Annotated in this window: 16 protein-coding genes; 2 read left to right on the forward strand and 14 right to left on the reverse strand. The window is 44.2% G+C overall.

Annotated elements, in window-relative coordinates; translation table 11 throughout:
* Positions 1 to 31 precede the first annotated feature (31 nt).
* Positions 32 to 2,503 (forward strand): response regulator, encoded by a 2,472-nt coding sequence (locus ACYQ2M_RS20690; RefSeq protein WP_459918287.1) that lies wholly within the window; start codon positions 32 to 34, stop codon positions 2,501 to 2,503.
* A 184-nt stretch (positions 2,504 to 2,687) separates the two neighbouring features.
* On the opposite strand, the gene ACYQ2M_RS20695 is transcribed toward ACYQ2M_RS20690, so the two are convergent.
* The 14 genes from ACYQ2M_RS20695 to ACYQ2M_RS20760 all read right to left on the reverse strand — a co-directional run bounded on the left by ACYQ2M_RS20695 (position 2,688) and on the right by ACYQ2M_RS20760 (position 22,760).
* Complete coding sequence (locus ACYQ2M_RS20695) at positions 2,688 to 3,437, reverse strand: endonuclease/exonuclease/phosphatase family protein (protein ID WP_459918288.1); 750 nt, start codon at positions 3,435 to 3,437, stop codon at positions 2,688 to 2,690.
* A 2,293-nt stretch (positions 3,438 to 5,730) separates the two neighbouring features.
* Positions 5,731 to 6,972, reverse strand: a complete 1,242-nt coding sequence (locus ACYQ2M_RS20700; protein WP_459918289.1) for a thiolase family protein — start codon at positions 6,970 to 6,972, stop codon at positions 5,731 to 5,733.
* A 25-nt stretch (positions 6,973 to 6,997) separates the two neighbouring features.
* Positions 6,998 to 8,257, reverse strand: a complete 1,260-nt coding sequence (locus ACYQ2M_RS20705) for an acyl-CoA dehydrogenase family protein (RefSeq protein ID WP_459918290.1) — start codon at positions 8,255 to 8,257, stop codon at positions 6,998 to 7,000.
* Between the two features lie 46 nt (positions 8,258 to 8,303).
* On the reverse strand, positions 8,304 to 10,763 hold the full coding sequence (locus ACYQ2M_RS20710) for an FAD-dependent oxidoreductase (RefSeq protein WP_459918291.1): 2,460 nt from the start codon (positions 10,761 to 10,763) through the stop codon (positions 8,304 to 8,306).
* Between the two features lie 14 nt (positions 10,764 to 10,777).
* On the reverse strand, positions 10,778 to 12,388 hold the full coding sequence (locus tag ACYQ2M_RS20715) for an AMP-binding protein (protein ID WP_459918292.1): 1,611 nt from the start codon (positions 12,386 to 12,388) through the stop codon (positions 10,778 to 10,780).
* Between the two features lie 24 nt (positions 12,389 to 12,412).
* The gene (locus ACYQ2M_RS20720; RefSeq protein ID WP_459918293.1) at positions 12,413 to 13,234 is read right to left on the reverse strand and encodes a nitroreductase family protein; all 822 of its coding nucleotides are present in this window, start codon (positions 13,232 to 13,234) and stop codon (positions 12,413 to 12,415) included.
* 98 nt (positions 13,235 to 13,332) lie between these two features.
* Positions 13,333 to 14,601 carry a M24 family metallopeptidase gene (locus ACYQ2M_RS20725; protein ID WP_459918294.1) on the reverse strand — a complete coding sequence of 423 codons (1,269 nt, stop codon included), beginning with the start codon at positions 14,599 to 14,601 and terminating at the stop codon, positions 13,333 to 13,335.
* A 70-nt stretch (positions 14,602 to 14,671) separates the two neighbouring features.
* Complete coding sequence (locus ACYQ2M_RS20730; RefSeq protein ID WP_459918295.1) at positions 14,672 to 15,940, reverse strand: DUF1329 domain-containing protein; 1,269 nt, start codon at positions 15,938 to 15,940, stop codon at positions 14,672 to 14,674.
* Between the two features lie 31 nt (positions 15,941 to 15,971).
* Positions 15,972 to 17,525 (reverse strand): DUF1302 family protein, encoded by a 1,554-nt coding sequence (locus ACYQ2M_RS20735; protein ID WP_459918296.1) that lies wholly within the window; start codon positions 17,523 to 17,525, stop codon positions 15,972 to 15,974.
* Positions 17,526 to 17,678: 153 nt separating this feature from the next.
* Positions 17,679 to 20,042, reverse strand: a complete 2,364-nt coding sequence (locus tag ACYQ2M_RS20740) for an efflux RND transporter permease subunit (RefSeq protein WP_459918297.1) — start codon at positions 20,040 to 20,042, stop codon at positions 17,679 to 17,681.
* Between the two features lie 40 nt (positions 20,043 to 20,082).
* Entirely contained in the window at positions 20,083 to 21,111 is a 1,029-nt protein-coding gene (locus tag ACYQ2M_RS20745; RefSeq protein ID WP_459918298.1) for a WD40/YVTN/BNR-like repeat-containing protein, read from the reverse strand.
* Positions 21,104 to 21,583, reverse strand: coding sequence for a hypothetical protein (locus ACYQ2M_RS20750; RefSeq protein WP_459918299.1), 480 nt, complete (start codon positions 21,581 to 21,583; stop codon positions 21,104 to 21,106). Before ACYQ2M_RS20750 ends, ACYQ2M_RS20745 begins: the two co-directional genes overlap by 8 nt.
* Before the next feature lie 620 nt (positions 21,584 to 22,203).
* Positions 22,204 to 22,488 carry a hypothetical protein gene (locus ACYQ2M_RS20755; protein ID WP_459918300.1) on the reverse strand — a complete coding sequence of 95 codons (285 nt, stop codon included), beginning with the start codon at positions 22,486 to 22,488 and terminating at the stop codon, positions 22,204 to 22,206.
* Between the two features lie 62 nt (positions 22,489 to 22,550).
* A complete protein-coding gene (locus tag ACYQ2M_RS20760) occupies positions 22,551 to 22,760 on the reverse strand; it encodes a hypothetical protein (RefSeq protein WP_459918301.1) in 210 nt (69 codons plus the stop codon).
* 622 nt (positions 22,761 to 23,382) lie between these two features.
* Here ACYQ2M_RS20760 and ACYQ2M_RS20765 point away from each other — a divergent pair.
* Positions 23,383 to 24,030 (forward strand): TetR/AcrR family transcriptional regulator, encoded by a 648-nt coding sequence (locus ACYQ2M_RS20765; protein ID WP_459918302.1) that lies wholly within the window; start codon positions 23,383 to 23,385, stop codon positions 24,028 to 24,030.
* Positions 24,031 to 24,297: the final 267 nt, after the last annotated feature.

Here is a 24,297-nt window from a genome sequence, read left to right on the forward strand (position 1 = left end):
ATTATGCAATGCTAAAGGAATGCCCGTAAACATGAAAAACCGAAATATAATCATCATATGTCTTATTTCTATGCTGCTCGGGCTTCCACCGATTTACGCTGGGGATACTGATGCGGGCATTGCACTTACCGCCGAAGAATCCGCATGGATCAATGAGCGCCACACCGTCCGGATTCGCATTGGCAATGCCCCGCCCTTTATGATAAACCATGGCAAAATAGAGGGGATTTCAATTGATTACCTGACACAAATATTCAACCGCTACAACATCGCATTTACCTATGTCAGTGGATCAGATGTCACCTGGCCCGAGGCCCTTGACTATATCCATCGGCATGAGGTGGTGGATATGGTGCCCACGGCAAAAATCACCGAAGCGCGTAAAACCAGGATGCTTTTTACCGACGAGTACATCTTTGCCCCATGGGTGATATTCACCCGTACCCACGGGGATTTTATCAGCTCCATGAATGATTTAAGGGGAAAAACGATTTCCGTGCAGGAAGGCTATGTCATGCACGAGAAATTGAAAAAAGAATATCCCGAAATTAAGCTCAAAGTCGTCCCCGCAAACAAGAAAGATTTTGCGTTAATCCCTATAGCGGATCTATCCACCGGACTGGTGGATGCCTACATCGGCAACCTGCTCTTGACCACATACGTAATTCAAACCCGTGGATACACCAATATAAAAGTGGCGGCCCCCACCCCATTTGACAATCATAATCAGGCCATGGCCATCCGTAATGACTGGCCGGAATTGGTAAGTATCATCAACAAAACTCTGGCAGAGATGACGCCGAAGGAACATGCCGCTATCCGTAACAAATGGCTAAACATCCGTTATGAATATGGAATTAACACTGCGGAAGTATTCCGTTGGGTGGCCGGCATTGTCGGGGTGGCTCTGCTTTTTATTGCCTGGATGCTGTTCTGGAATAAGCGTCTCAAAGCGGAGGTGGAAGACCGGATCATAACCGAAGATCGATATAAAAAAGCCCAGCGCATGGGCAAGGTGGGCAATTGGGAATACGATCTGGTCACAAAACATTTCTGGGGATCTGATGAAGCCAGACGGATCTATGGTTTTGCCACGGGAAATTCGGCATTTACAGTGGATGAAGTTGAAAACTGTATCCCCGATCGGGAAAGGGTTCACCAGGCCCTTGTGGATCTCATTGAAAAAGACATACCCTACAACCTGGAGTTTGAAATTAATCCTGCCACCGGATCTGAGAAAAAAGTCATTCAATCCGTGGCAGAAGTCATTAAAGATGATGCCGATAACCCTATAAAGGTAACCGGGGTGATACAGGATATCACCTGGCAGGTGCATGCCAGACAAGAAAATAAACGCCTCGAACTTCAGCTGCAGCAGAACCGAAGGCTTGAAGCCATAGGAACCCTGGCCGGAGGAATTGCCCATGATTTCAACAATATTTTATATCCCATCATCGGATTTACCGAGTTGTCCATGGAGGATTTGCCGGAAAACCATCCGGTGAAGGAGAACCTTAAAGATATTCTCCAGGGTGCCAAAAGAGCCCGGGATCTGGTAAAACAGATCCTTTCTTTCAGCAGTCAGAGGCAAGAACCCTTAAAACCCTTACGCCTTGAGCCATTGATTCAAGAAGCATCAAAATTATTAAGAGCCACCATTCCTTCCACCATCGACATTCAGCAGGAATTAGATGACAATATTTATGTGACATGCAACCCCACGGAAATCCATGAAATTATCATGAATCTTTGTACCAATGCCTACCATGCCATGGAAGACAAAGGGGGCATCTTGAAAGTGTGCTTAAAAGAAGAGATACCTGATCCCAACTTATATTTACCCCTGGGTGCGTATTGCTGCCTTTCCATAAAAGATACCGGGGCCGGGATGTCTCCGGAAATCATGGATCATATTTTTAACCCCTATTTTACCACCAAGTCTCTGGGGAAAGGATCCGGTCTGGGGCTTTCTGTTATCCATGGTATTATTAAAAATTATAAGGGTGCCATTACCGTTGAAAGTGAACCGGGAGAAGGCAGCGTCTTCAAAGTATACCTCCCCATGGCATCGCCGGATGGAATCACCCCTGAAATGCATGATGATGAAGCCATTCATGCCACCGGCAATGAAAAAATACTATTTGTAGAAGATGAGGAGGCCATCGTCAAATTGGGGGTTCTCATGCTTGAACGTATGGGATATCAGGTGACTGGTCAGGTGAATAGTCTTGAGGCCCTGGACCTTTTTAAATCAGCCCCAGATCAATTTGATCTCGTCATCACCGACATGTCAATGCCACACATGGTCGGGACAGACCTGGCCCAAAAAATAATGGATATACGCCCGGATATTCCTGTTATTATCTGCACCGGGTTTAGCGAGCACCTTGACGAGGCAAAAGCCTTATCACTTGGTATTCGAGGATATATTAAAAAGCCGCTTTTGCGTATTGAGCTTAGCTCTGCGGTTCAAGATGCTCTTGCTCAACAAGCCTTGTTCTAAAATAGATGTTTATTTACCATAACGGTCAATGCATGGGTGAGGATTTCGGATAGATAGACGTTTATCAGAACCTGATACATCTACTTGACCATGGAATTTAGTGCGTTCAACAATTTTTTAGCTATTACCATTCTATGGCCAAGGTCAAGCTCGATCACATCTGCAATATCGCTGGTTATGCCATCTAAAAACTGAAAGTTGAAGCCACTGGATAATGGTCAGATGGGTGCTGGCCATTAAATGTGCTGGTGAGAATTTCCCTATGAGTTACTCTGAACGGGCCTCGGTAGAGAATCCAGTCAATATGTTGCTGGGTATCCCGGCCCTTAAATTCATGAAAGGTGGAAGCATAGTTGTTTTCAAAGACTTCTGAAAATCCCCAAGCTTTGAATACCTGGTAAGCAGCGCTGCCGGGAGAAGCATTAAAATCTCCAGTGATGATCACCGGTGTACCGGCCGGAAAATCATCCAGAAAACTCAACACCAGTTGGGCGCTCTCTTCCTGCACGGGTTCATCAAAATCAAAATGGGTGTTGGCCATGATTAACATATAGCCTTGGTTCTCAAATAGCCCTATAACACACTGGCGTGGCCATTTGCTTCCCGAAAGCTTAGACTGCACCTTTGGAGTGTGGCTTAAAAAGTAGTGTTGTTGTTCCAGACAGCGCCAAGCAGTACGGAAAAAAATACCGTTGCTCTGCCACCACTGTAGAGCCAGATTATGCCATCCGATGAAAAAATGATTTTTTAATTGTCGCTGGAGGAATCCCATCTGAAAATGGTTGGCCTCCTGGAATCCCATGAAATCGGCCTGATGTAGGTCCAGAAACTGTTTTAAAACATTTTTTCGATAGAACCAGTTGTTTTTACCATCCTTGGCCAACCCGAATCTCAAATTCATGGTCATGACAGTAAAATCGAGACAAAATGTCATTCAGGCACCTCCTTTTCACTATTGATACTCAATCACTCCCGCATTCATGTGGTATGAGAAAAAATAACAGCAGAGACTATTTAGCAAATTTTATAATTACATTCTCAATTCTTGATATGTAATATTCAACATCTTTACTAATAAAGCCGTCTTGAACGTCCCTTAGCAATCCTATTGTTTTTTTGCCTCACCTTTGGAGACTCTACATTTCAATAAGGCATAGTTAATTAACTCAGGCCTTATTTCATCAACATGTTTCAACACTTCAATTATGCCGACTCCCTGAACATAAAGAACAAATGCTCTTCTCTGTAACCATAAATCATATCCCATAAAATCCGGCACGTCATTTGGACAATATAAGGCAATTTTTTCTATTAGCTCTGAGTTCCTGTTATATTTACGCAAATACATCAAAGAAAACTAAAACCAAGGAAACAATGCATAAAATTTTTCCCATTCTTTTTGTGGCGTATTGTCTACTGGATCCATTAAGCCTGTCTCATTCAGTCTTTCCATTGGATCTCATATTCCTTTTTTATGCCCCTTTATCCACCAATCATAATAAAAAATTAGCAGCTCTGAAGAAAAGTTTATCAACTCTGTTTTAGCAGCCATAAAATGGTTCCACTTTTCAAAATTTTGATAAAGTTCTTTGTCATACAGTTTCTCCCATATCTTTGAAGTTTTGGGGGTGTTATCCAGCTTCCTTGATCTTTCTAGAAAAATTTCAATCACATCATGCCCAAAGGCTGAGATTGTTTTTTAGTAAAGTTCCGGGAAAGAATTGAGAAACCCTGGTTTTTTCCCACAGCGTTACATGGTCATCGGGACCATCAACAATGCTTGAAATATACTTTTTGCCTTTTTCCACATTCACTGCCCTTCTGATCACCGTATCCTGATAAATCCAAAACACTCCAATTTTTGTGTCATTTGCTTGCCTCCTCTACATTCTGATGTGATGAAATACATGTTGTTGTTCGGCATCGTTTTTTATATGATATCAATAGTTACTTCAACTGAAAAACGCCTACAGCCAGGTTTGACAAGTCTCAAGCTCAAAACTTAAGCCCCTAGTTGGCTCAAAAACCTTCCTTAAAAACAAATTCTTTTTTAAATCACTCTGTCTCTTTGATTATTGTAGTGATCTAAAAGCGTGTTTCATCTTATTAACACCGGATATGATTTTCAAAAAAGAAGCGACTTGGCAGAGCTCATTCGAGGGTGATCTTTATGTTTTTTGGGGGGACGGCCACTAGCTGGTGAGTTGTTCGAGTAAAAGTGGATACTTCTGCTAAATCCCCTCACAGTCGAGGACTTCGTAATAATAAAACTACCCACTTTTACCTGCAGCTCACCGAATGGGTAATAGAAGAGGTTATAAGAAAATGTTTTCCCATTGCCATACGCTTGAAATTTAAGTTTATAATGTATAAACTTAAACCTCAGCCACGCAACTTTATATATTATATACTGTTTCTGTTCATCGGCTCATAGTTTTGCGCTCCAACTTCCTTCAGACGGTCCCTCACGGTTCCGCCCTTGTTTTCGGCTAATACTTGTGTTAACAGTAACTCGGTAAACAGGATTCACGTATAGGGGACTTGCACCCCATAAGTTGACGCCCATGCCGGGCGTACCACAAGACCAGTGCACCAGATGCAAAAGGTCGTGGCTTTTATTAACAGTTGTGGTTTTTCAACAGGTCATGCTGTTCTAAAATTTTGTGGAAGCCTTTTGCACTGGTGACCGGCAACGTTGGATTGGCGCTGTGCGCCAACCCAACGCCCGCAGTAAAAGCCCAGATAATGTGGCGCGCAACGCAACCCAACAACGCAGTTCAAACTGACGCAGGCACCTTAACTGCGGGCGTTAACTGCCTTAAAATGGAATTAATATATGAAATTTTGGCATCCTTCATTCCTGCTTTACACTTTTACAAGGTGACTGCCCATATTTCGGTGCTTGTCTTTTAAAAACTGTAAAGTACTTTTGGGTAATATGAAGGATGCTGGAATTTTTATCAGAAATTCTCAAATCTTTGATACCTGTATTCACTTTACTAATTGGTGCAGGACTAACCTACACCCTTGGTAAGTACCCACACATATGTTTTCCCGCATTCGATGGATATAAAGCATCGATATCACTATGTTTTATTTTGAAGAATATATGCTCGGGTACTTAGGAAATCGGCAGGTTTATATTTTTGATGCTGAATAGATACAAAAGTTGTTTCAAAACGTAGCTATATTCCCGTTGGGCCAGATAGAATCCCCGCCAAGAACAATTACAAAACGCTTTCCAGAATGTGGATGCACATGGCCGCCTCTTCAAGCCCAATATTACCACCGCCATTTTCCGCAAGCCCGATGCGCGCTCCTTCCACCTGGCGTTTTCCGGCCTCACCCCTCAACTGGGTGACCAGTTCGAAAATTTGTGCCAATCCCGAGGCGCCTATGGGGTGACCGCGACATTCCAATCCGCCGGAAGTGTTCACGGGCTGCTTACCGCCGAGCTTGGTGGCCCCTGATTCGACAAGAATGCCCCCTTCTCCGGCGGCGCAAAACCCCATGGCCTCTGTTTGGTGAAGCTCTCCGTAAGCCGTGGCATCATGAAGCTCGGCCAAATCGACATCCGCCGGTCCCACACCGGCCATCTCATAAGCATTTCTACTGAGTCGCTCCCCGATATCCTCTCCATCAATGTCACGATCCATTCCGGAACCAAGCACCGAGGCCACGATCTTAACTGGCCGTGCACCGGTAAGTTTCTTTAAAAATCGCTCAGAGCAAACAATGGCAGCCGTGGCCCCGTCCCCCACCGGTGCACACATGGCCCGGGTCAGCGGATAGGATACCGGCACATCTGCCAGGACCTGATCAACACTCATGTCCTGCTGATATTGTGCCAAAGTATTCAAGGATCCATGCCAGTGGTTTTTAGCGGCGATGAGCGCTAATTGCCTTTGGGTGGTACCGTACTTACTCATGTGCCACCTGGCAAATGTGGCATAGACATCCATGAAAACACTCCGGTCGGTGCCTGGCAGCGTCTGTCCTTCCGGAATCTGCAGGTCAAAGCTTGATCCGATCTGGCTGAGCATCTCGATATGTGTGTTAGAGTTCTCCATATCCATACACGTGGTGTATGCGTTCAGGGATTTTGCCTTATCTGTATGCGTGATTTTCTCCGATCCAACAGCCATGGCCACATCAAACATACGGGCCCGGACGCCTGCAACGGCGAGGTGAAGCGCAGTGGACGCCCCGGCGCAAGCGTTTTCGACGTTGGTTACGGGGATGTTATCAATCCCCATGGAACGAAACACCACCTGCCCACGGATAGAATGCTGTTTCTGGAACATTCCCCAAAAGGTGTTGGAAAAAAAAGCCGCTTGGATATCTTTGCGGCTCAGACCGGCATCCGCCAAGGTGCTGTGGATAACCTCATGGGCCATGTCCCGAACCCCCCGTGTCAAGTATTTTCCGAACCGGAGCATACCCACACCTATAATGTATACATTTCCCATTGAATTTCTCTCTGCGGTAACAGTTTTAGTTTTTACGCGGATAGGTATTTATCACCCGATTTCCGCCGGAAATGGCCAAAATATCATTGGAGCCGTCCTCAATCAGAGTTGCCCGGGCATCCCTGAACAGCTTTTCAATGACATATTCCTTTGTAAGGCCGTTTCCGCCAAAAATTTGAATGGCCTCATGGGCTACTTCAAATGCCGCTTGGGTGCAGTGCGTCTTCGCCGCTATGGAGTACTCTTCAGCTGGCTGGCCGCCTGCCGTAAGCGCATTGACGTTGTAAATAAAAGCGGCCCGGCTCAGATACCGGGAGCTCTCAACCTTTCGGAACATATCGAAAAGCTGTTGTTGAACATTGGGATATTCAATAATGGGTTTTCCGCCCTGCACTCTGTTTTTAGCATATGCCAGAGCCTCCTCAAAGGCTGCCCGGGCCAGGCCTGTGCTGATAACACCCATGAACGCTGTAGTAAAAGAGAGAAAAGATTCCAGTATTGTTTCATATACTTCAGGCTGAGTGATTACACCGTAGGCCTTTGGAATACGAACACCTTCAAAGAATATTTCACCTTGATTCAAATCCCTCTGTCCGATTTTATCCAGGGGTGCGCCACGCTTAACGCCCGGCAAATCCATGGGGACAATGAAGATCCCGCCGCCTGCATGCCCCATGGATGGATCGACCTGGCAGAAAAGCGCACAGTGAGTGGATATGGTACCGCCTGAAACCCATGCCGACTTCTGGCCGTTGATGACCCAGTCCTCTCCTTCCAATGTTGCATTGCACTGAGCAGGAATACTGGCATCCTGGAAACTCGGGTATCCGGGCATAAGTGTATCCGATCCATGATCCGGTTCCGTAATTGCCCAGCAAGCGGTAACGCTACCGTCCTTGCATGCGACAAACGGCATCACGATTTCATTTATCAACTGGTCGTTTGGGGCAAGCCCGGCCAGAAAGGCTGGCACTGCCGCAGTTACAAGAGGAATCGTCATCCCAACGCTTCCCCAGCCCATCTCTTCAAACACAATGGCCATCTGAAGAGGGCTCAGCCCCATGCCGCCAGCATCCTCAGGTAGCAATATCAGGTGATAATCAAGCTCAAAAGCTTTTTTCATAAACTTCCTGAAGGGCGAATCCTGTGCGGCCACCTGCACCGGGGTCATTTCGTCAAGTTCCTTTGCTATGGGCCGCATTACATGCTTTGCAAACGCCTGTACACTTTTCTTTAATGCCATGTCTTCTTTCTCTAAAGAAAGATCCAAATCAAAAAAATTCATACTTTCTTTCCTTTAAATACTATAATGTATCATTCCAAGTCGTTCATCACTCAACCCATTCCACTTTCGGAAGTTCACGTTTGAGAACCTTATCCGTCTCTACGGCCGGATATCCGACAGCCAAGATAGTGGATACGTAGTCATAGGGCCATTTTACGCCAAATCGCTTTTTATATTTTCCGATTTTTTTATCCAAATTCATGGCCGTGGAAGCAAAACCTATGTAACAGGTACCTAAACCCATCGCATGAGCGGCAAGGACCATGTTCTGTGCGCAAATACCCGCCCCAAAATGAGGATTTGATATTCCCAAACAATTTTGAAGCAACAGTATGCAAGTACTGGCGCCAAAGAAAATATCCATTTTCCCTTCTTGAAACTTTGGTGTATTCAGAGCTTGCATCGCCACCATGGGCCGCTGGTCAATTGCTGTCGGTTTTTTAATGGCATAAAGACCTTTGATAAGCGAGCGAAGGGGATCCTTTCCCTGGTAAATTTTCGTTTGCTTTCCCGCCCACTGCACCACAGCGTCGCTGATCTCCGTCAAAAGTTCTCTGTTCCGAATGACAACAAAGCGCCAAGGCTGACTGTTTCCAGCAGACGGTGCAAAACGGCCAGCTTCCAGTATCCGATGAATCATTTCCCGCGGCACACTTTCTTTCGTGTACATTCGCACAGAGCGCCTCTTGTAAATCACCTGCTCCACCTCTGTCAGTTTTGGCGCTATGATTTCATATGTCGGAGTTTTGTTCTCCATAAAAGGATTGGGGAAACCGTCTTGATTATTTTTCGGATAATCGAAATAGGTGGTCCAGCGGCCTTTACTTATTTTATAGTAATGGGGAAAATCCAGGGCCCCGTTAGGGCAGATAGATTCACAGTTATGGCAGGCAAGGCAAAGCTTTCCAAAATACGGTAAACCGGTATAAGCGGATTTGTATTTTCCACAAACCAGGCAGCGTTTGCTTTCGGCAACTATCTGCTCTGGGGTTAAAGCAAGCCTCACCTCGGCATCCCCTGGTGAAAAGCGCTTTTCCAAGGACAAGGCGACAGCAGTATTTCTCTCCATTTTTTCATGTTCACCCGGGGGTATACCCCGATAAGAAATCCTCATCTTGTCTGTGGACGATGGCGCCTTGTCCTGCAGGTATGCATTAATTGCCATCGCCGATCTTGTGCCCATTCCAACAGCCTCGGACACTGTTCCGGGCATAATGCTCACATCCCCGCCGGCAAACACACCTTCATGTGATGTTTGCCCATTTGGCCCCACAGCAACCCACCGCTCATCGCCCATGAGCGCTTCGATACCCCCGGGGGCCACCCGCAATCCAACGGCGGCAATAACCGTGTCAGCCGTATAGGTAAAGGCGCTTTCAGCGGCCGGTACGGGCCTTGGCCGCTCGCAGTCTTCGTTTGTGCACAGTTCCATACGGTTGCACGTCAATGAAACGGCATTTTCACCAGTGTTCCGTTCAATCTTCACCGGCCCTGTGAGGAACTCAAATTCCACCCCCTCGGCCAAAGCTTCCTCGACTTCATGGGAATAGGCCGGCATCTCGTTCCGGCTGCGCCGATAAAGTACTGTCACCGCGCTCCCCTTCCGTCTGGCACAGCGGGCTGAATCGATAGCCGTATTGCCGCCGCCGATAACCAAAACCCGTTTCCCCAGATCAACAGACTCGCCCCGGGAGATCTTCGCCAGAAACTCCAACCCCCCAAGGACAAGAGCGTCTTCATCTCCCTCAATATGCAGACCGGCGTCCAGCTGTGCGCCGATAGCCACATAAACAGCAGCAAACTTCGTTTTCAATTCATCCAAAGTGATATCTTTTCCAATGGCGGTGTTGCATTTGACTTCAATACCGATATCGAAAATACGCTGCAGCTCTCTATCCACAATGTTTTTGGGAAGTCGGTAAGCAGGAATTGCATCCCTTAATTTCCCGCCCGGTTGTTCCTTTGCCTCATAAATCGTTACACGGTATCCCCGTATAGCTAGCTGGTAAGCGCAAGATACGCCCGAGGGACCAGAACCAATAACGGCAACCCGTTCTTTTCTATATGTGGCAGGCTTTTCAAAGGCGAGCCCCTTTTCCAAACCATAATCACCGACAACCCGTTCCACACCTTTGATATTCAAGGGTTCGTCTACAACACTTCTATTACAGCCGTCTTCGCATGTATGGGGGCAGACGCGTCCGGTAATTGCCGGCAGTGGATTGTCCTCAGTGATAATTTGCCAGGCTTCTTGAAGGCTGCCACCCCGGGCCACTACATCCATATATTTCCGAACATCGACCCCGGCCGGGCAACCATGCTTGCATGCGGGAGATTGTTTCTCTGAAAATACCCGATCCACAAGCGCAATGCTTTGACAGGGACATTGCCTTACACATAAGCCGCATCCGATACATTTATCTTCATCCACTTGGATATCAAATGGTGCGTCATCCACAGGCGGGTCATTCAGATACGAAAATTTTTCACTAATAAAATTTATCATTCGATACTATCTCCTTATCGAAGGTAGTCTCCCGATTTAAAGATATTGTCTGCATCCTCCCTGAAATCCTGCTTCAAAAAACGGTCAAGGTTTTTCTCAGAAGCGGTTTTTGGAATGCCTTGAACTATCTGAATAAAGGAGGGTACAGAATTTCGATCCAACCTTTCCAGGCAGATTTCAAACAGGGATTTTGGGTTGACGGCACTATTGTTGTTCAGTACCACCGCTGCTACAACATCACTCTCTCCCGGGGCGCCGGTAGATGAAGGGATGCCGTACACACAGACATCTGAGACATCATCGTGCTCCGCCAGCACGCTCTCTACATGCTCTGGCATAATGAAATCACCGGCACGCCGCAACCCGCCGCCTTTTCGATAGTCGAAATAAAACCAACCATCCTTGTCAGTGTGACACATATCACCGCTTCGCAGCCAACCGCCGCGGGTTTTAGCTTTAGAGGTTTCCTCTTTTCCCAAGTACTGAACTTCGGGTTTCTGCCCGACGGTTCTGCTGACCAGTTGTCCAATCTCCCCGGTTTCACACTCAGTCTCATCCTCTCTAACAACCTTCATTTCCATAAGGCCCGAAATCGGTTTACCGAAAGATCCAACGGGCCCCACGCCGGGTGGATTGTGGGCAAACCCACCTTCCACTGCGCCGTACCATTCATGGATGGCCACGTTGAAGCGCTCCTCAAACTTTTTCCAGATCAATCTGGGGGTACCGGCACTTAATACCAGCCTTACCGGGTTATCTGCATCATCAGACTTAGGCAACTCGCTATAAATAGCCACCATCATGCCCCCCAGAAGTGAAAAACTGGTACAACCATATTTTCTACAAACTTCCCACAGGCGGCTCTTGGTGAATTTTGCACTGATCACGGAAGGGATTTTCAGGTAAAGTGAAGGGATTAATGTCACTGCCTGGGCGTTGCCATGGGTTAAAGACAATCCGGTATAGAGCTTGTCATCCGACTGGTATCGCCAGATTCCCCGGGCCATCTGCGCCATGCCTGAGAGCCGGGCCGGCTTCATGACAACGCCCTTGGGATTCCCTGTGGTGCCACTTGTGTATATAATTTCCATTGGTAACTGCAAGTCATCATTGAAATTATCGACGGGAGGCACCTCCGGCCCATCCAACAGCTCTTGTAAACTCGGATAGTTATCAAGAATTGATGCATCCATCCCCTCTTTGCAGACAACCCCGACAGTTTGAAGATCCGGAAGTTGTAGTAAAGAACCGGCCATCTGCGCTTCGAATTCAGCGCTGAAAACAACCCCTCTGGCCTTGGAATCGGCAAGCTGGAATGAGAGTTTACCGCCCTTTGAGCGGGGATCAATGGGCACCAGGATCGCCCCAAGAGCGGTGACGGCATACAGCGTATATAAAAACTCCGGGGAATTTCTCATGACGACGGCAACGGTGTCACCTCTGCCGATGCCTTTTTTTTGAAGCACTCCTGCCATTTTTCTGCCCTTGATTACGATATCACCATAGGTCAGGACCTCTTCAGGTGTTGTGCCGTTTTCAAATGTAATGATACTGAAACCGGGATCTTCCTCCGCCATTGCTTCCAGCTCACAGGCAAATATTCCTTTGTTTTTATTCTTATGCATGGTGATTTTTCCTTTCCTTAATCATTATAAAAACCCACGCCAATATATTTTTCCCCCCACATCTTCTTTGGGCGGCCTCGGAAGATTTAGAATATTATCCGTATCTGGAAAACCCAGCCCAATACCAGCAACCACTTCTTTACCATCAGGGAGCCCTATACATTCATTGAGCTTATCCCCCGAAAGCGTACAATCACTGTCCCACACGGCCCCATAGCCAAGTGAATGCGCAATTAAAAGAATGTTTTGTATTGCCGCTGAAGCGGCATGGTGAAGCATCAATCCCCATCTATTTCTTTTAACGGCATCCACGACAACAAATATCACCACCGGCGCATGAAAGCAGTAGTAAGTGGATGAATACACATTTTTGAGCTGAATGTCCTTTTCAACGAGTTGTTCTTGGAGCCAGTGTTCAAATGCGTGTCCTCTTTTCAATATGTATTTCGGCCAAAATTTAAGGAATTCTCTTGCTGCCTCATCGTCAGCGGAAGCGGCGTCACCTGAACGCTTCTTTCGTGGCGATTTCAACCACTCGCGCACCATTGATCGAAATTTTTCAAGTTCTGGTCCGGTCGTGACAATGAATTCCCATGGCTGGGTATTATGTGGACAAGGAGCAAGATTTGCGCCATCTAAAATTTTTAAAATGACATCCTTCGCGACAGGTTTATCTAAAAAAGCCCTGCAAGTAGAACGCGATTTGATATTCTCATATACGATATGCGCCGATTTTCCATTTTTGCTATTCATATTATCTCCATAGCCATAAAAAGTTGCCATTTGAAAATTACATTTCACGTCCCACGGCAATGTTTCATATAAATGCCATTGCATCTGCTGCATGAGTGACCCGTTATCCATCGGTATCCCTCTTGCCGTGAAACGTGATCTGTAATTCATAACGATAACATCAGTAAGCCATCGGTTTTTTCAATGCATGCCTAATATTTATAATACGGACCAGAAGGTCCAAAAGAATCGTTGAGCGACTCAAACCCGTCTTCGGTTATGAGATAGACGTTCTCCGGCATATTATATACAACCATTTTTTCTATATTCATCGCTGGCAATTCAAGGCAAACCACCATCCCCGGCTCAAGTTCAGCGGTTTCGTTTTCAACGACATAAGGGGGCTCGTGATAATAAAGTCCCTGACAATGACCGAGCCAACCAATAAAATTTTTGTGATGAATCTGATCCCAGTAGTGATCGCCGATACGATCAACAAGAAGCTCGGTCCCCCTTTTATAAAGTTCTCCCATCGATACGCCGGGCCGCAGATACTCCTCAATTTCCATATGTACGATTTCCGCCGCCTGTGCCATTTTTCGAAATCCAGGATACTTTTCTTCAAGAAAAGACGGTGAACCAATCCAGAATTGACGCTGCATATCAGACATATATTCTTTATAGGAAGGGCCTCCGTCTGTGAAAACATAATCACCCAGTTGAAGCACATGATCTTCATAAAAGGATGTCGCGCCGCGGGAGGTTTGAAGGACATTCATTTCATAGATGGAATCGATAATGCCAAGCTTCAACCACTCCTCCATCATGGCATAAAAAACTTCCTTCTCTGTCACACCCGGCATTGCCCGATCCATCCCCTTCATATAACCCTTTGCTGTGGCATCCATCAACTCTCTTATGACATCTTGCTCCCACTTCGTTTTAATCTTTCGTTGGGGCCATATGATATCATCCATCGAGTCGACCCATTTTACATCCGGCAAAAGGGCGTTAAGCTGCTCCCACTCATTGAGCGTAAAATTGTTGCTCCACCAGCCGAAATCTCCTTTTTCAACACCGATGGTAGCTTTTTCAAGCCCCATATCTTTTATTAAATCTGCAAGCGCATCCACCGGAACGGGTGAATACTGTGTGGGTGCCCTTGAATCACCGACAAAATAGACAGCGCGGCTTGCATACCCCTTTAAAATAAAGTTTCCGCATCCAATTGTGTCTGAGAAGATAGATGACTGACCGTCGGCGGTAACGATACCAGCGGCGGGAAAAACATAAGGATAGGGTTTTACCGATCCAAAATAATAAACTTGATTTTTTTTGTTCAGGACGAGAAGTGCATCCACTCCTGCCTTCTTCATCAAGTTTCCCGCCTGCTTTATTCTTCCTTCCCATTCCCCCTTCGGCATATAGGGAAACTTTGGATTCAATGATTCTGTTTGTGTGCATTTATTAAGTTCTGACATAGACTTACCTCCCAGTTGAGTGAATATTAATAAACGGTTCTAATTTGAGGCCCTTTCCTGATAAAGGACCTTACCGTCCGGATGTACGAAGCGCAGATGGCAAAAATTCGCTATACTTTAAATCATGAGTGTTTGTGGTCATATTGGTAAATGCATAGGCTGTTAAAAAGCTTGTTTGAATATCGATGCCAAAACCACCGTGGTATTTCGACATGATATCGCCACTGGGTAGTTTTTCGCGCTTATAATAATTTACAAACAGTTTCCATGGATTTCCGCTCCTGTCGTAACTATCTGAAAAAAGAATACAATACGTTTCTTTATCAATATATAGCCGCCTTCTGGCGACAGGATAGTCAGGATCTTTGGGTAAGGCTTCTATCACAAAGACCTCCCTCACCTCCCAATTCTCCCTGCAAAGGGGAAACTCTTTGGTCGTTCGAGCCGGAAGATCATCCTTTGTCTCCCATGGACAATTTTGAACGCCCATCATTTTTTTCGTTCCAAGGTACTTAAAAGTAAAATCCTGATTCCGGCCTTCAAATCCATTGAAATCGTCTGGTGAGACAACCGTTCCCATTGCTGGGGTGGAACGTTCACCGGCCTCAAGTCGAACAACCCTCCGCAAGGACGGTAAATAAATATAGGTATCATCCTGCTTTCGAGGGTCCATATACCTGTAATTCAGCATACTTGTACCCCTCACACTTGAGGGGTATGTAAATGCCTGGATTTTTGCCCAGAGCAAACCGGCAGGATTTTCATAGACATTCTTTGGCTCTATATAGTAGCGGGAAGCAAATCGTAGAATGAAATAATCCATTTGCTGGTAACGAATTGGCTGCCCCTTCCGCATCAACCACATGCTCGAGGTGTTCTTCCCGTATTTTGTATCGCCGAGATACCGATAAGTAAAATTCCACATAACTTTTTGAGCATATTTTTTATCTGCGGGATCTAAATTGGGAAACGGAAAACCGATATAATCATATCCACCGGTGATAAAGCCTTCTGAATCCACATCATATTTTCCTTTATTCTTCATTGAGGCCTTCTTGACCGGCTCGGGAAATGGGTATGATCCTGTTTCCGATACTTTGACTGTTATGGTGGGCGTCATCTCAAAGCCGTTTTCAAATCCCAAAGCAAATATATCGGAGAATAACTCCTTGTACTCCTTATAATTATTGTGATCTATTACTTGACCGGGTTTGGGCAGATTTTGCGCATGGGCGCTGCATACGCCTATCAACATAAAAATAATCGCTAATGCCAGGTGAAATCTAAACAATACCTTATCCACAGTATGAAAGTATAAATACGATTGTCGTTTAACCATTTCCCTCTCCTTATCAGTTATTTTTACAAGTTTAGAAATTAAATTGAGTTGTCAAAAGGACCATATCTTTATCTTTCATGATCCCGATATCCGAATATCTGTCCTCACCGAAAACGTTTATGTACTTCAGCTCAAATGTCAGGGCCTCATTCAGCCAAGGGTGTTTGTATGTTATTGTCGGCATGATGAGACCGGACTTGCTTTTAGGGTAACATTGAACGACGACAGATGTTCCGATAAGATCGTAAAACCAATTTGTTGATAAATTTATGGCAAACCTGGGATTATACGACGGGAGCTCAGTTGAATAAAATGCCAAATACGACAAATCGTCCGCGTTTGGTATCCATTCAGCGACATGCTCTAAAGTGATGTCGAATGAAGCCGTTTTATGCCAATCAAAATGGAGATAACCGTTGAGATCCCAGGCGACCATATATTTTATATAATCGCGGTCAACAACTGCGTCGGCATCATCTAAATCAAATGTTCCGAAGGGCATTTCAGGCACATAGATCGCTTCCATTCGTAATACGCCTACCTTGGTATCTTTATTTAGATAAGCACCGACAACGTCGATTTGGGGATACGTGACGGCATATTCTCTTAATGGCAGCCCCAGCTGGGGATCAAATGTTCCGGTGAGTTCTCTTCTTTCTGTAATGGGATCATAGTGCTGCGTATGAAAATAGGATACGCCAAATTGATATCCGTTCAATATCGAACTTGTGCGAAACCCGTATCGAAAGTCATCCGAATTGCTTTCCGGGTATTCGGTCGTTAAATAGGGCAATTCCGGAGATCCCGACTCAAACGGTGGAATCCCCCCCCTTGCAACAGGTGCGTTGAGCCCCAGTGAACCGATAGACTTTCCAGGGATATCTCTATCCTCGAACGGGATACCGAATCGCTGACCGGCCCTCACTCCCGGTATTGGAAAATCAGCAAGTCGATTCACCCGATACTCTTTTTTTTCTATATTAGGGATAATAAGCCATTCTAAAGAAGTAGAGCTTTTCCCGGGAAGATTATGAACCCCTCTAATCATCCAACTCGGGATTCTGGTGTCCTCAAGATTTGCAAATCCTAAAGTAAACCTATTATCGTTCGGATGGATAACGTCTCCGACACGTTCCGTAAGGGCTTCTCCCCAAATAACAATTTGGCGCCCAATCAGGAACTTATGATTTGCCGAAGACGTCCAGATCAAGCTTGCCTCTCTTAATACATCATTGAGGTCATTATACTCACAATATTCATCCCATGTTCTCTCAGTTCCTTCCTCTACTTTATATTTAGGTTCCCATGCCAATTGAGCTGCGCCATAAAATTTCAAATTTCTATTAAATTCAATATCCGTATAAAGCCTAATCCATGTTCTTGCGGTTGCAAGGTCATTACTGTTTTGCGTATATGGCTGATTTTCAAGAAACATCCCTAAATTGTTCCTAACCCATCCATAGGCAGTAACATCAGTAGTGCCGAATTTTATGGGCTCAAAAGAAAAACATTCGATCGGTACCAGTAAAGAAAAGATGATAATTATTTTGACCAGAAATTTAATAAAAAGCGTTTTTGTTGCCACGTCATGTTCTCCTTTTTAAGCCTGTCGAATCAACCAGGGAATTTAATAAAAGTGCTACGGAATGAACCCAAGAGAGATTCCCATAGCGGTAAGAGAGTTTAGGAACAGCTTTTCACTATTCGCCTCTTCCCACTATTACCCTCAATCAAGGACTCACACAGGTAAGCAGCGATCCGTTCGATCCGTTTTATGATAAAATGATCGCCTATTTTTTTTGGTTATGAATTTTGGTTTTACGATTGCGACTACTGCCGGAAGTACAATCAGAGCGACTAGCATGTTTACCATCATAAGTATTGCCAGGAGGACACCCATTTCTGCTTGAAACCGGAGAGGTGAAATCCACCAAAAGGCAACGCCCGCCGTCATCATGGTGGCAGTAAAAAATACAGCTTTCCCTGCAGTCGTCACGGCTTCCTTAGCAGCCACCTGCAGGTCATTTTTTTCAATATAGGCATCACGGATTCGACTAACAATATAAAGCCCATAATCGACACCAATTCCGATTCCCAAGGCTACAACCGGCAAGGTGTTTATGTTTAACCCTATATTATTTACGACCATGTACGAAAATGCCACAAAGTTTGCCATGGCCAGTGACATGACGAATATAAAACCGGCTACTATAGATCTGTATGTAATGCTGCAGAGTATAAATATAACCCCCAAAACGATCATGAGTATCTGGTGGTTTTTTTCAGCAATCACCTCATTTGCAGCAGCTAATATGCCGCCCAACCCCCCGGCCGGTTTAACGATTGCCTTTTCCATCCGCGGATTTACATTAATATATTCTCGTGTCTTTTCGATCACTTGCTTTAATGTTTCACCACGGTGATCCTTAAGGAACAACCGAACGTTTCCGGCTGTATAGGTATAATCAACCCACCTATCCATATCGCCGGGCGCTGTCCCTTGCTTGTATACGGACAGGAGGTCAAAAATTGCCCTTTCCGAGGACGGAATAATCAACCACTTCGGGTCATTCCCGTGGACCAGCATGTTTATCTTCTTAATAAGGTCAGCAAAAGATTCCGTTGCGCCCACATTCTTATCTTGCATCATGTATTGCTTCAAGCCTTCCATACCCTTTACAACTTCAGGATATGTTATGGCACCGGATTCTTTTCCCTCAATTACGATCCACATTTCATCTGCACCCGGGAATTTTGCATTAATTCTTTCTATACTGTTATTGTACTCTGAGTCGGGCCAAAGAATCGGGCTTCCGGGATTTGCATCTCCGTATTGAAGCTGACTGGAAGAGAAAAGGCTTACCAGTAATATGAATAGTGCTACGACAACAACTACGTGCCTTCCGCGCCCACTGGTCCAAATTGCAATTTTCTGCAATACTCGCTCGAGGATTGTTATCTTCTTCTTTTTTATCTTAATATCAATTTTATTGGCGGTTCTTAGGGAAAAAAACATCGGCAGAAAAATCAAGACGGTGAAAATGACGCTCACGGCCCAAAACGTGCCAAGATAAGCAACATTTTTTAAGATGGGAATGGGTGTAAAACTGATTACATACAACCCGACCGCATCTGTCAGTATGCCCAGAATGCCGGGTGGGAACAACCCCGCTCCCGTTATTAGCGCTGCTTTTTCCGGATCATTATTTTTTTTCAGCTCCTCAGCGTAACGTTCACACCATTGGACCGCATGGCTGACAGCCCTTGCGCTTAACAGAAAAGGGATAACGATAATCAACGGGTCGAAATGGAAACCCAGGGCTGCAGTAAAACCCAGGCCCCAAATCGAGCTCATGATAGCGCACAAAAAGGGAACCCACCATACCCCTTGACCTCTCATATAGAAAAAAAGCAGTAATAGAACGATTCCTGCAGTCAAAATAAAAATAATGGCCATCTGTGGTACATAGTGATATATCCATCCATAGAGCACTGGCGTGCCGCATATGCTGATGCGATGGTTCGAGTCCCCTTCGGCATCCTTTATCTTCATAAATTCATCGAATAATTTTGTAAAGTCTATTCTTCCCTCAACAAAATTTGCGGTCAGTAGAAGAGATTTTTGGTCCTTCGACACCAGCGTTCCGACGATGTTGCTATTTAGAACTTTTTTCTTTAACCGCTCAATACCTTCCTGGTCTTTCGGCACCTCTTTCATTAAAGGCTCAGTATTAAATCCACTCGGCGTTTCAGTCGTCAGCGTTACTCTGCGGCTGGCAATTGAATATATCGCGTAATGATCAACCCCCGGTATCAAATCAACAGCGTATTGAATTCGGTGTATTTTTTCTATCGTGTCCTTATTAAATACCGTACCGTTTTCCACATCTATCAATATTGAGGCTCTATAAGCACCACCAAACCCTTTAGAGTATTGCTTGTGGATTTTTACAAATTCGTGATTTTGTGGAAAAAGATCAAGGAACTGTGTATACATTTCCATATCTTTCAACATAAGTGTAAACACAGCTGTGATAAGTGAAATGATTATTAATCCAACGATCCTGTATTTTATTAGGTATTTTACTAAAGCCGTGTACATACTTTATCCTTCCCCAAAAGCCTTTCCATATTTTTTTTAATTAATCAAGCGCATTAACCCACGTTCCACCTGAATCTTTTGTTAAAAACACATTTCCTGAATTTCCAACCAGTATGCCAACTCCATCTTTTTTTAGGAACAGACCCGCCAGCCAGTCGTAATTCTTTTTTAAAATGACTCGGTCCCAGCCACCATTGGCATTTGATTTAATAACCGTACCTCTGAGTCCGACCGCCATAAAAATGTCACGATTAAAAGAATCAATTTTCAGAAGCGTATCGGAAACATTGCAGCTTTTTTTATGCCATTTTTTTGTGCCAGCCTTGGAGGATAACATCAACCCCCTGGTACCCACTGCCAAAAGGTTTGATTCTATCGTCGAAGTGATCCCAAAGAGTGAGCCTTCAGACCCACTGTATTCCACCGTCCAATCTTTACCGGCATTATCTGTGTAAAGAATTGTGGAAAATTCTCCTACAGCCCAACCTTCATTCCTGTTTATAAAAACGATATCATTTAATATTATGTCTTGCTTAAAAGAAAGGTGCTCCCAATCGCGGCCGCCATTTTGAGTCCTTATAATGGTGCCAAAACTCCCAACCGCCCACCCATTGTTTGAATCTATAAAAAAAACTGAGAACAGATGCTCTGCTTCTGCAGGGCTTTCAACCCTGTTCCATGTGGTTCCGCTGTCTATGGTTGAAAGAATGATTCCGTTCTCCCCAACTGCCCAGCCCTTTTCCTCGTCAATGAAAAATATACTATTCAGCGAATCCTCACACTCGGTCCTGAGACTTACCCAGCTATTTCCAGCATCCTTTGATCTCAGAATTTTACCGAAATGCCCACAGACCCATATTGTTTTATTTTCAGAAATGTGTGCATCAAAAAACAAATCATGGTCGCACACTATTTTATTTTGCCCGGATAGCGTATCTGAGCCCGCACACACAGTGCATACTGAACAAAGGCCAATGACCGTAGAAAGGATTAAAACGTCATTTAATATTGACAATATCCTTTTAAAAATATGCCTATTTATTTTTACCCCCTGAACGAATTTATTCACGATCTGTACCCTTTTTCGCTTCTTTTTTTACTTTCCATATGCAGCAGTCCGATCCTTCAGCCAAGGTTTTCTCACAAACAATACTGAGCTCGTACTTTTCTCCAATTGCACATTCCAACGCCTTCATTATTAATTTGCAGGTACCGCCGTCGGAAGAATAAATTTCACTCCATGGGCACTGATCTACGCGTCGAATGGCCTCATTTTCGTCAGCCGCCAAAAGAACGCCTTTTGGCTCACATCCGATAATATCCTCGGTTAGCATCATTGCCTGCGCCACCCCCTTAGGCGATCGGTCGCCCCCTAAAAGGTCGATTATCTCCTCAATACCTTCCATGGATTCAGACAAGGCGGTAAGAACCATCGCCTTCATTTTCTCATCGCCCTGTCTGTATATCTCGTAAATTGCGCGATAGGCTCCCGCTGTAAAATTGCTCAATAGATTGAATTTGTCTTCATTTTTTAACATCATCACCAACCTGTTTTCTTGATAAATTGCATTAATAATTAGGGTTATTTAAAATAGTACAAAATAGCTTATTTTCACTTTTATATTATAATTCAAGTCACTTGAACTGATGCTATCGCCATATTAAAAATTTATGACGATAAATGGCCGTTGGAATTTTATAAATAATAAATTCAAATTGTTACGCATGACATCCTCAACTATTTGTGCGAAAAACTGGTAAAAAACAACCATAAATGACCTCATTTTGCGTGTTTTTAGCCGATTCTATAAAAATTGAATAAAGTTATTTTTCAATATATTAGCTAGTTACAAGATCCAACCGGCATTTGCGATCATAGATTTTTGCTTAAACAAGTTGAAAACGGAGAGAGAGTGGGCCCCATTTCAGCGCTTCAGCCCACATCAATCCAAACGAGCTCGGCAATACTTTTTTATAATTTTAAATAACGATGAAATAATGCATAACACTGTTATTTAATATATGTCAATAAAAATTTTATTTTTTTATATCAACTGTTTTTTTCTCTGTCAGTGCAACTCTGAAAAGCCATTCAGCATTTCGGTTTCAAAATACATTTTCTTTGATTTTCTTCTTATACCGAGAACCAGCATCATACAATTCAATCACCTGGGGCTTTTGCCAGATCGGTGAAGATATCCGTCTGATCGGCAGGATCATTTTTGTGTGAAGGCTTGTTTGGACGGATAAGTACTTTGATATTCAACGCGGTCAATTCCTTACCGGTGGCAAGAAACCGTTTCCATGCAGCCCGTTGTTCAAGGGGATTTAACCTGACCAAGGGTCGAATTTTTGACTCATTAACAGGAAGTTTGTTTCCAATTGGGAACAGATTGTTTACGACCTGATAGACAGGGATAAACCGGTAGGCCTGAAATTTTCCCATATCTCAACGGGCTTTGACATAGGCAGCAAAGCTGTTATGCTGGGTTCAGAGCCTTGCCCAGTTCATAAAAATCCCGTTGCTTGAGCCATGATGTCTTCCAAATTCATTGAGGAGGATTTCATCGGGCAAGATGGGCCTTGACTGCCATTTGTAATGCATTCATCCTCCTTTTTCGTTTTTTTTGGGGCAACTTCTATTATTTTGTCAAGATAATTGGTTTTAGAATCGGTTTTATTCCATTCTTCACATTTCCTGCGATGTCGTTCACTCATACACTCAGGATTGGCCAGGTCATCTGTCTAGCCTTCTGACGAACATTTGGCTTGAACCATTTTCGACAGATACAACAGGGTCTTTTACCCCGTGAATGTCTAACCATAATAGTCTCCAGGATTCAGGTTTATACAAAGACTATACTCTTATGGAATTGATTGTAAAAGCGATGGGATAAGCGGGGTACTTTTTCTTTTTTATAGGCGGGACAAGGCGCCGGGGTTTATGAAAAACGGGCGTTACAGAATTTTGTCATTAATTTGGGGGAATAGGCGTTACAGCATTTGCATCTTATCATGCGTTTGCCCTGCAAGGGGCTCCTCCTTTGTCTGATAGGGTTGGATGTTGGTATCCTGCGCCCTGGTGTCGCACCAACATGTTGTGACTTGACCCGACCAGAGGCATATTTCGGGAGTTTAATAATTTTTATATTTTTCTTGACAAAAAGGAAGTATTTATCTTATCCTCAAACATTGTGTTAAAAAATAACACTGTTTTTATAAATGTTTTTCGAATATGCGAATATCTTCATTTTGGTGAAGAACGTCATGTGTAACTTGAAATTAGTTCGAACTGTTTAATGGTTTGTTTTCATAGGAAATAATAGGGAGATAGAGAGATATGGACGAGGCCGTGCGGAAAAGAAAAAAATTGGAGAAAAAGGAGAGGATTGCACGAATCTTACAATCCGGAAGAAAGGTGTTTATAAAGAGAGGATACTTCGGGGCAACTGTACGTGAAATTGCGAGAAATGCACAGATGTCTACAGGCGCTATATATTTCTATTTTAAAGGAAAGGACGACATTTATGGCAGGATCTGTGAAGAGGGCTTTCAAATTTTACTGAGTTTGCTGCGAAAGGGTGCTGATATCGAGGGCACTGTGCTGGAAAAGATTGCATCCGTTTATGGTGCCTATCTAAAATTTTATACCGAATACAGCGAGTACTCTGATATTCTTCTTTTTCAGGATCTTGGATTTAAGCAGGTTGATTTTTCAAAGTCGCAAAAGGATAAAATAGAGACTTTTTCATATGAAGCGCTGTCTGTTGCCCATACATTGGTAGTTGAAGGTATAAAAGATGGATCGATATATTTTGAAGAGGAAAGGGATCCATGGGAAATGACTTTTGTTATATGGGCAAGCTTTGAAGGTCTTATCTTTATCCATCGGCGAGGTTATCTCGATACCTTCAATCTTGATCTTAACACTATTGCGAAGCTCGTTATGCGGTCGGCACAGCATGGTTTGAAAAATAAAAACCGATAGCGATTGTTAAGTGCCACAATAAAATAACCAGATGAAGGCAAAAATTTTCAGAATAAGTTGACCAAAAAGGTGGGTGTGTCCCACTTTTTGCACAACTATTTTCGTGTCAATTACCTGGAGCTGTATTTAAAAAAACGGTAACGTCTTCAGATAAGTATCTCATTGTTTGATATATTTTTATGTAATTTTTCCGGGTTACTTCGGATCTGATTCCATCATAATTTTTTTCCAGACGTCTCAAGATTCTCATGCCAGATTCTGAGTTTG

The organism is Desulfocicer niacini, assembly GCF_054657595.1.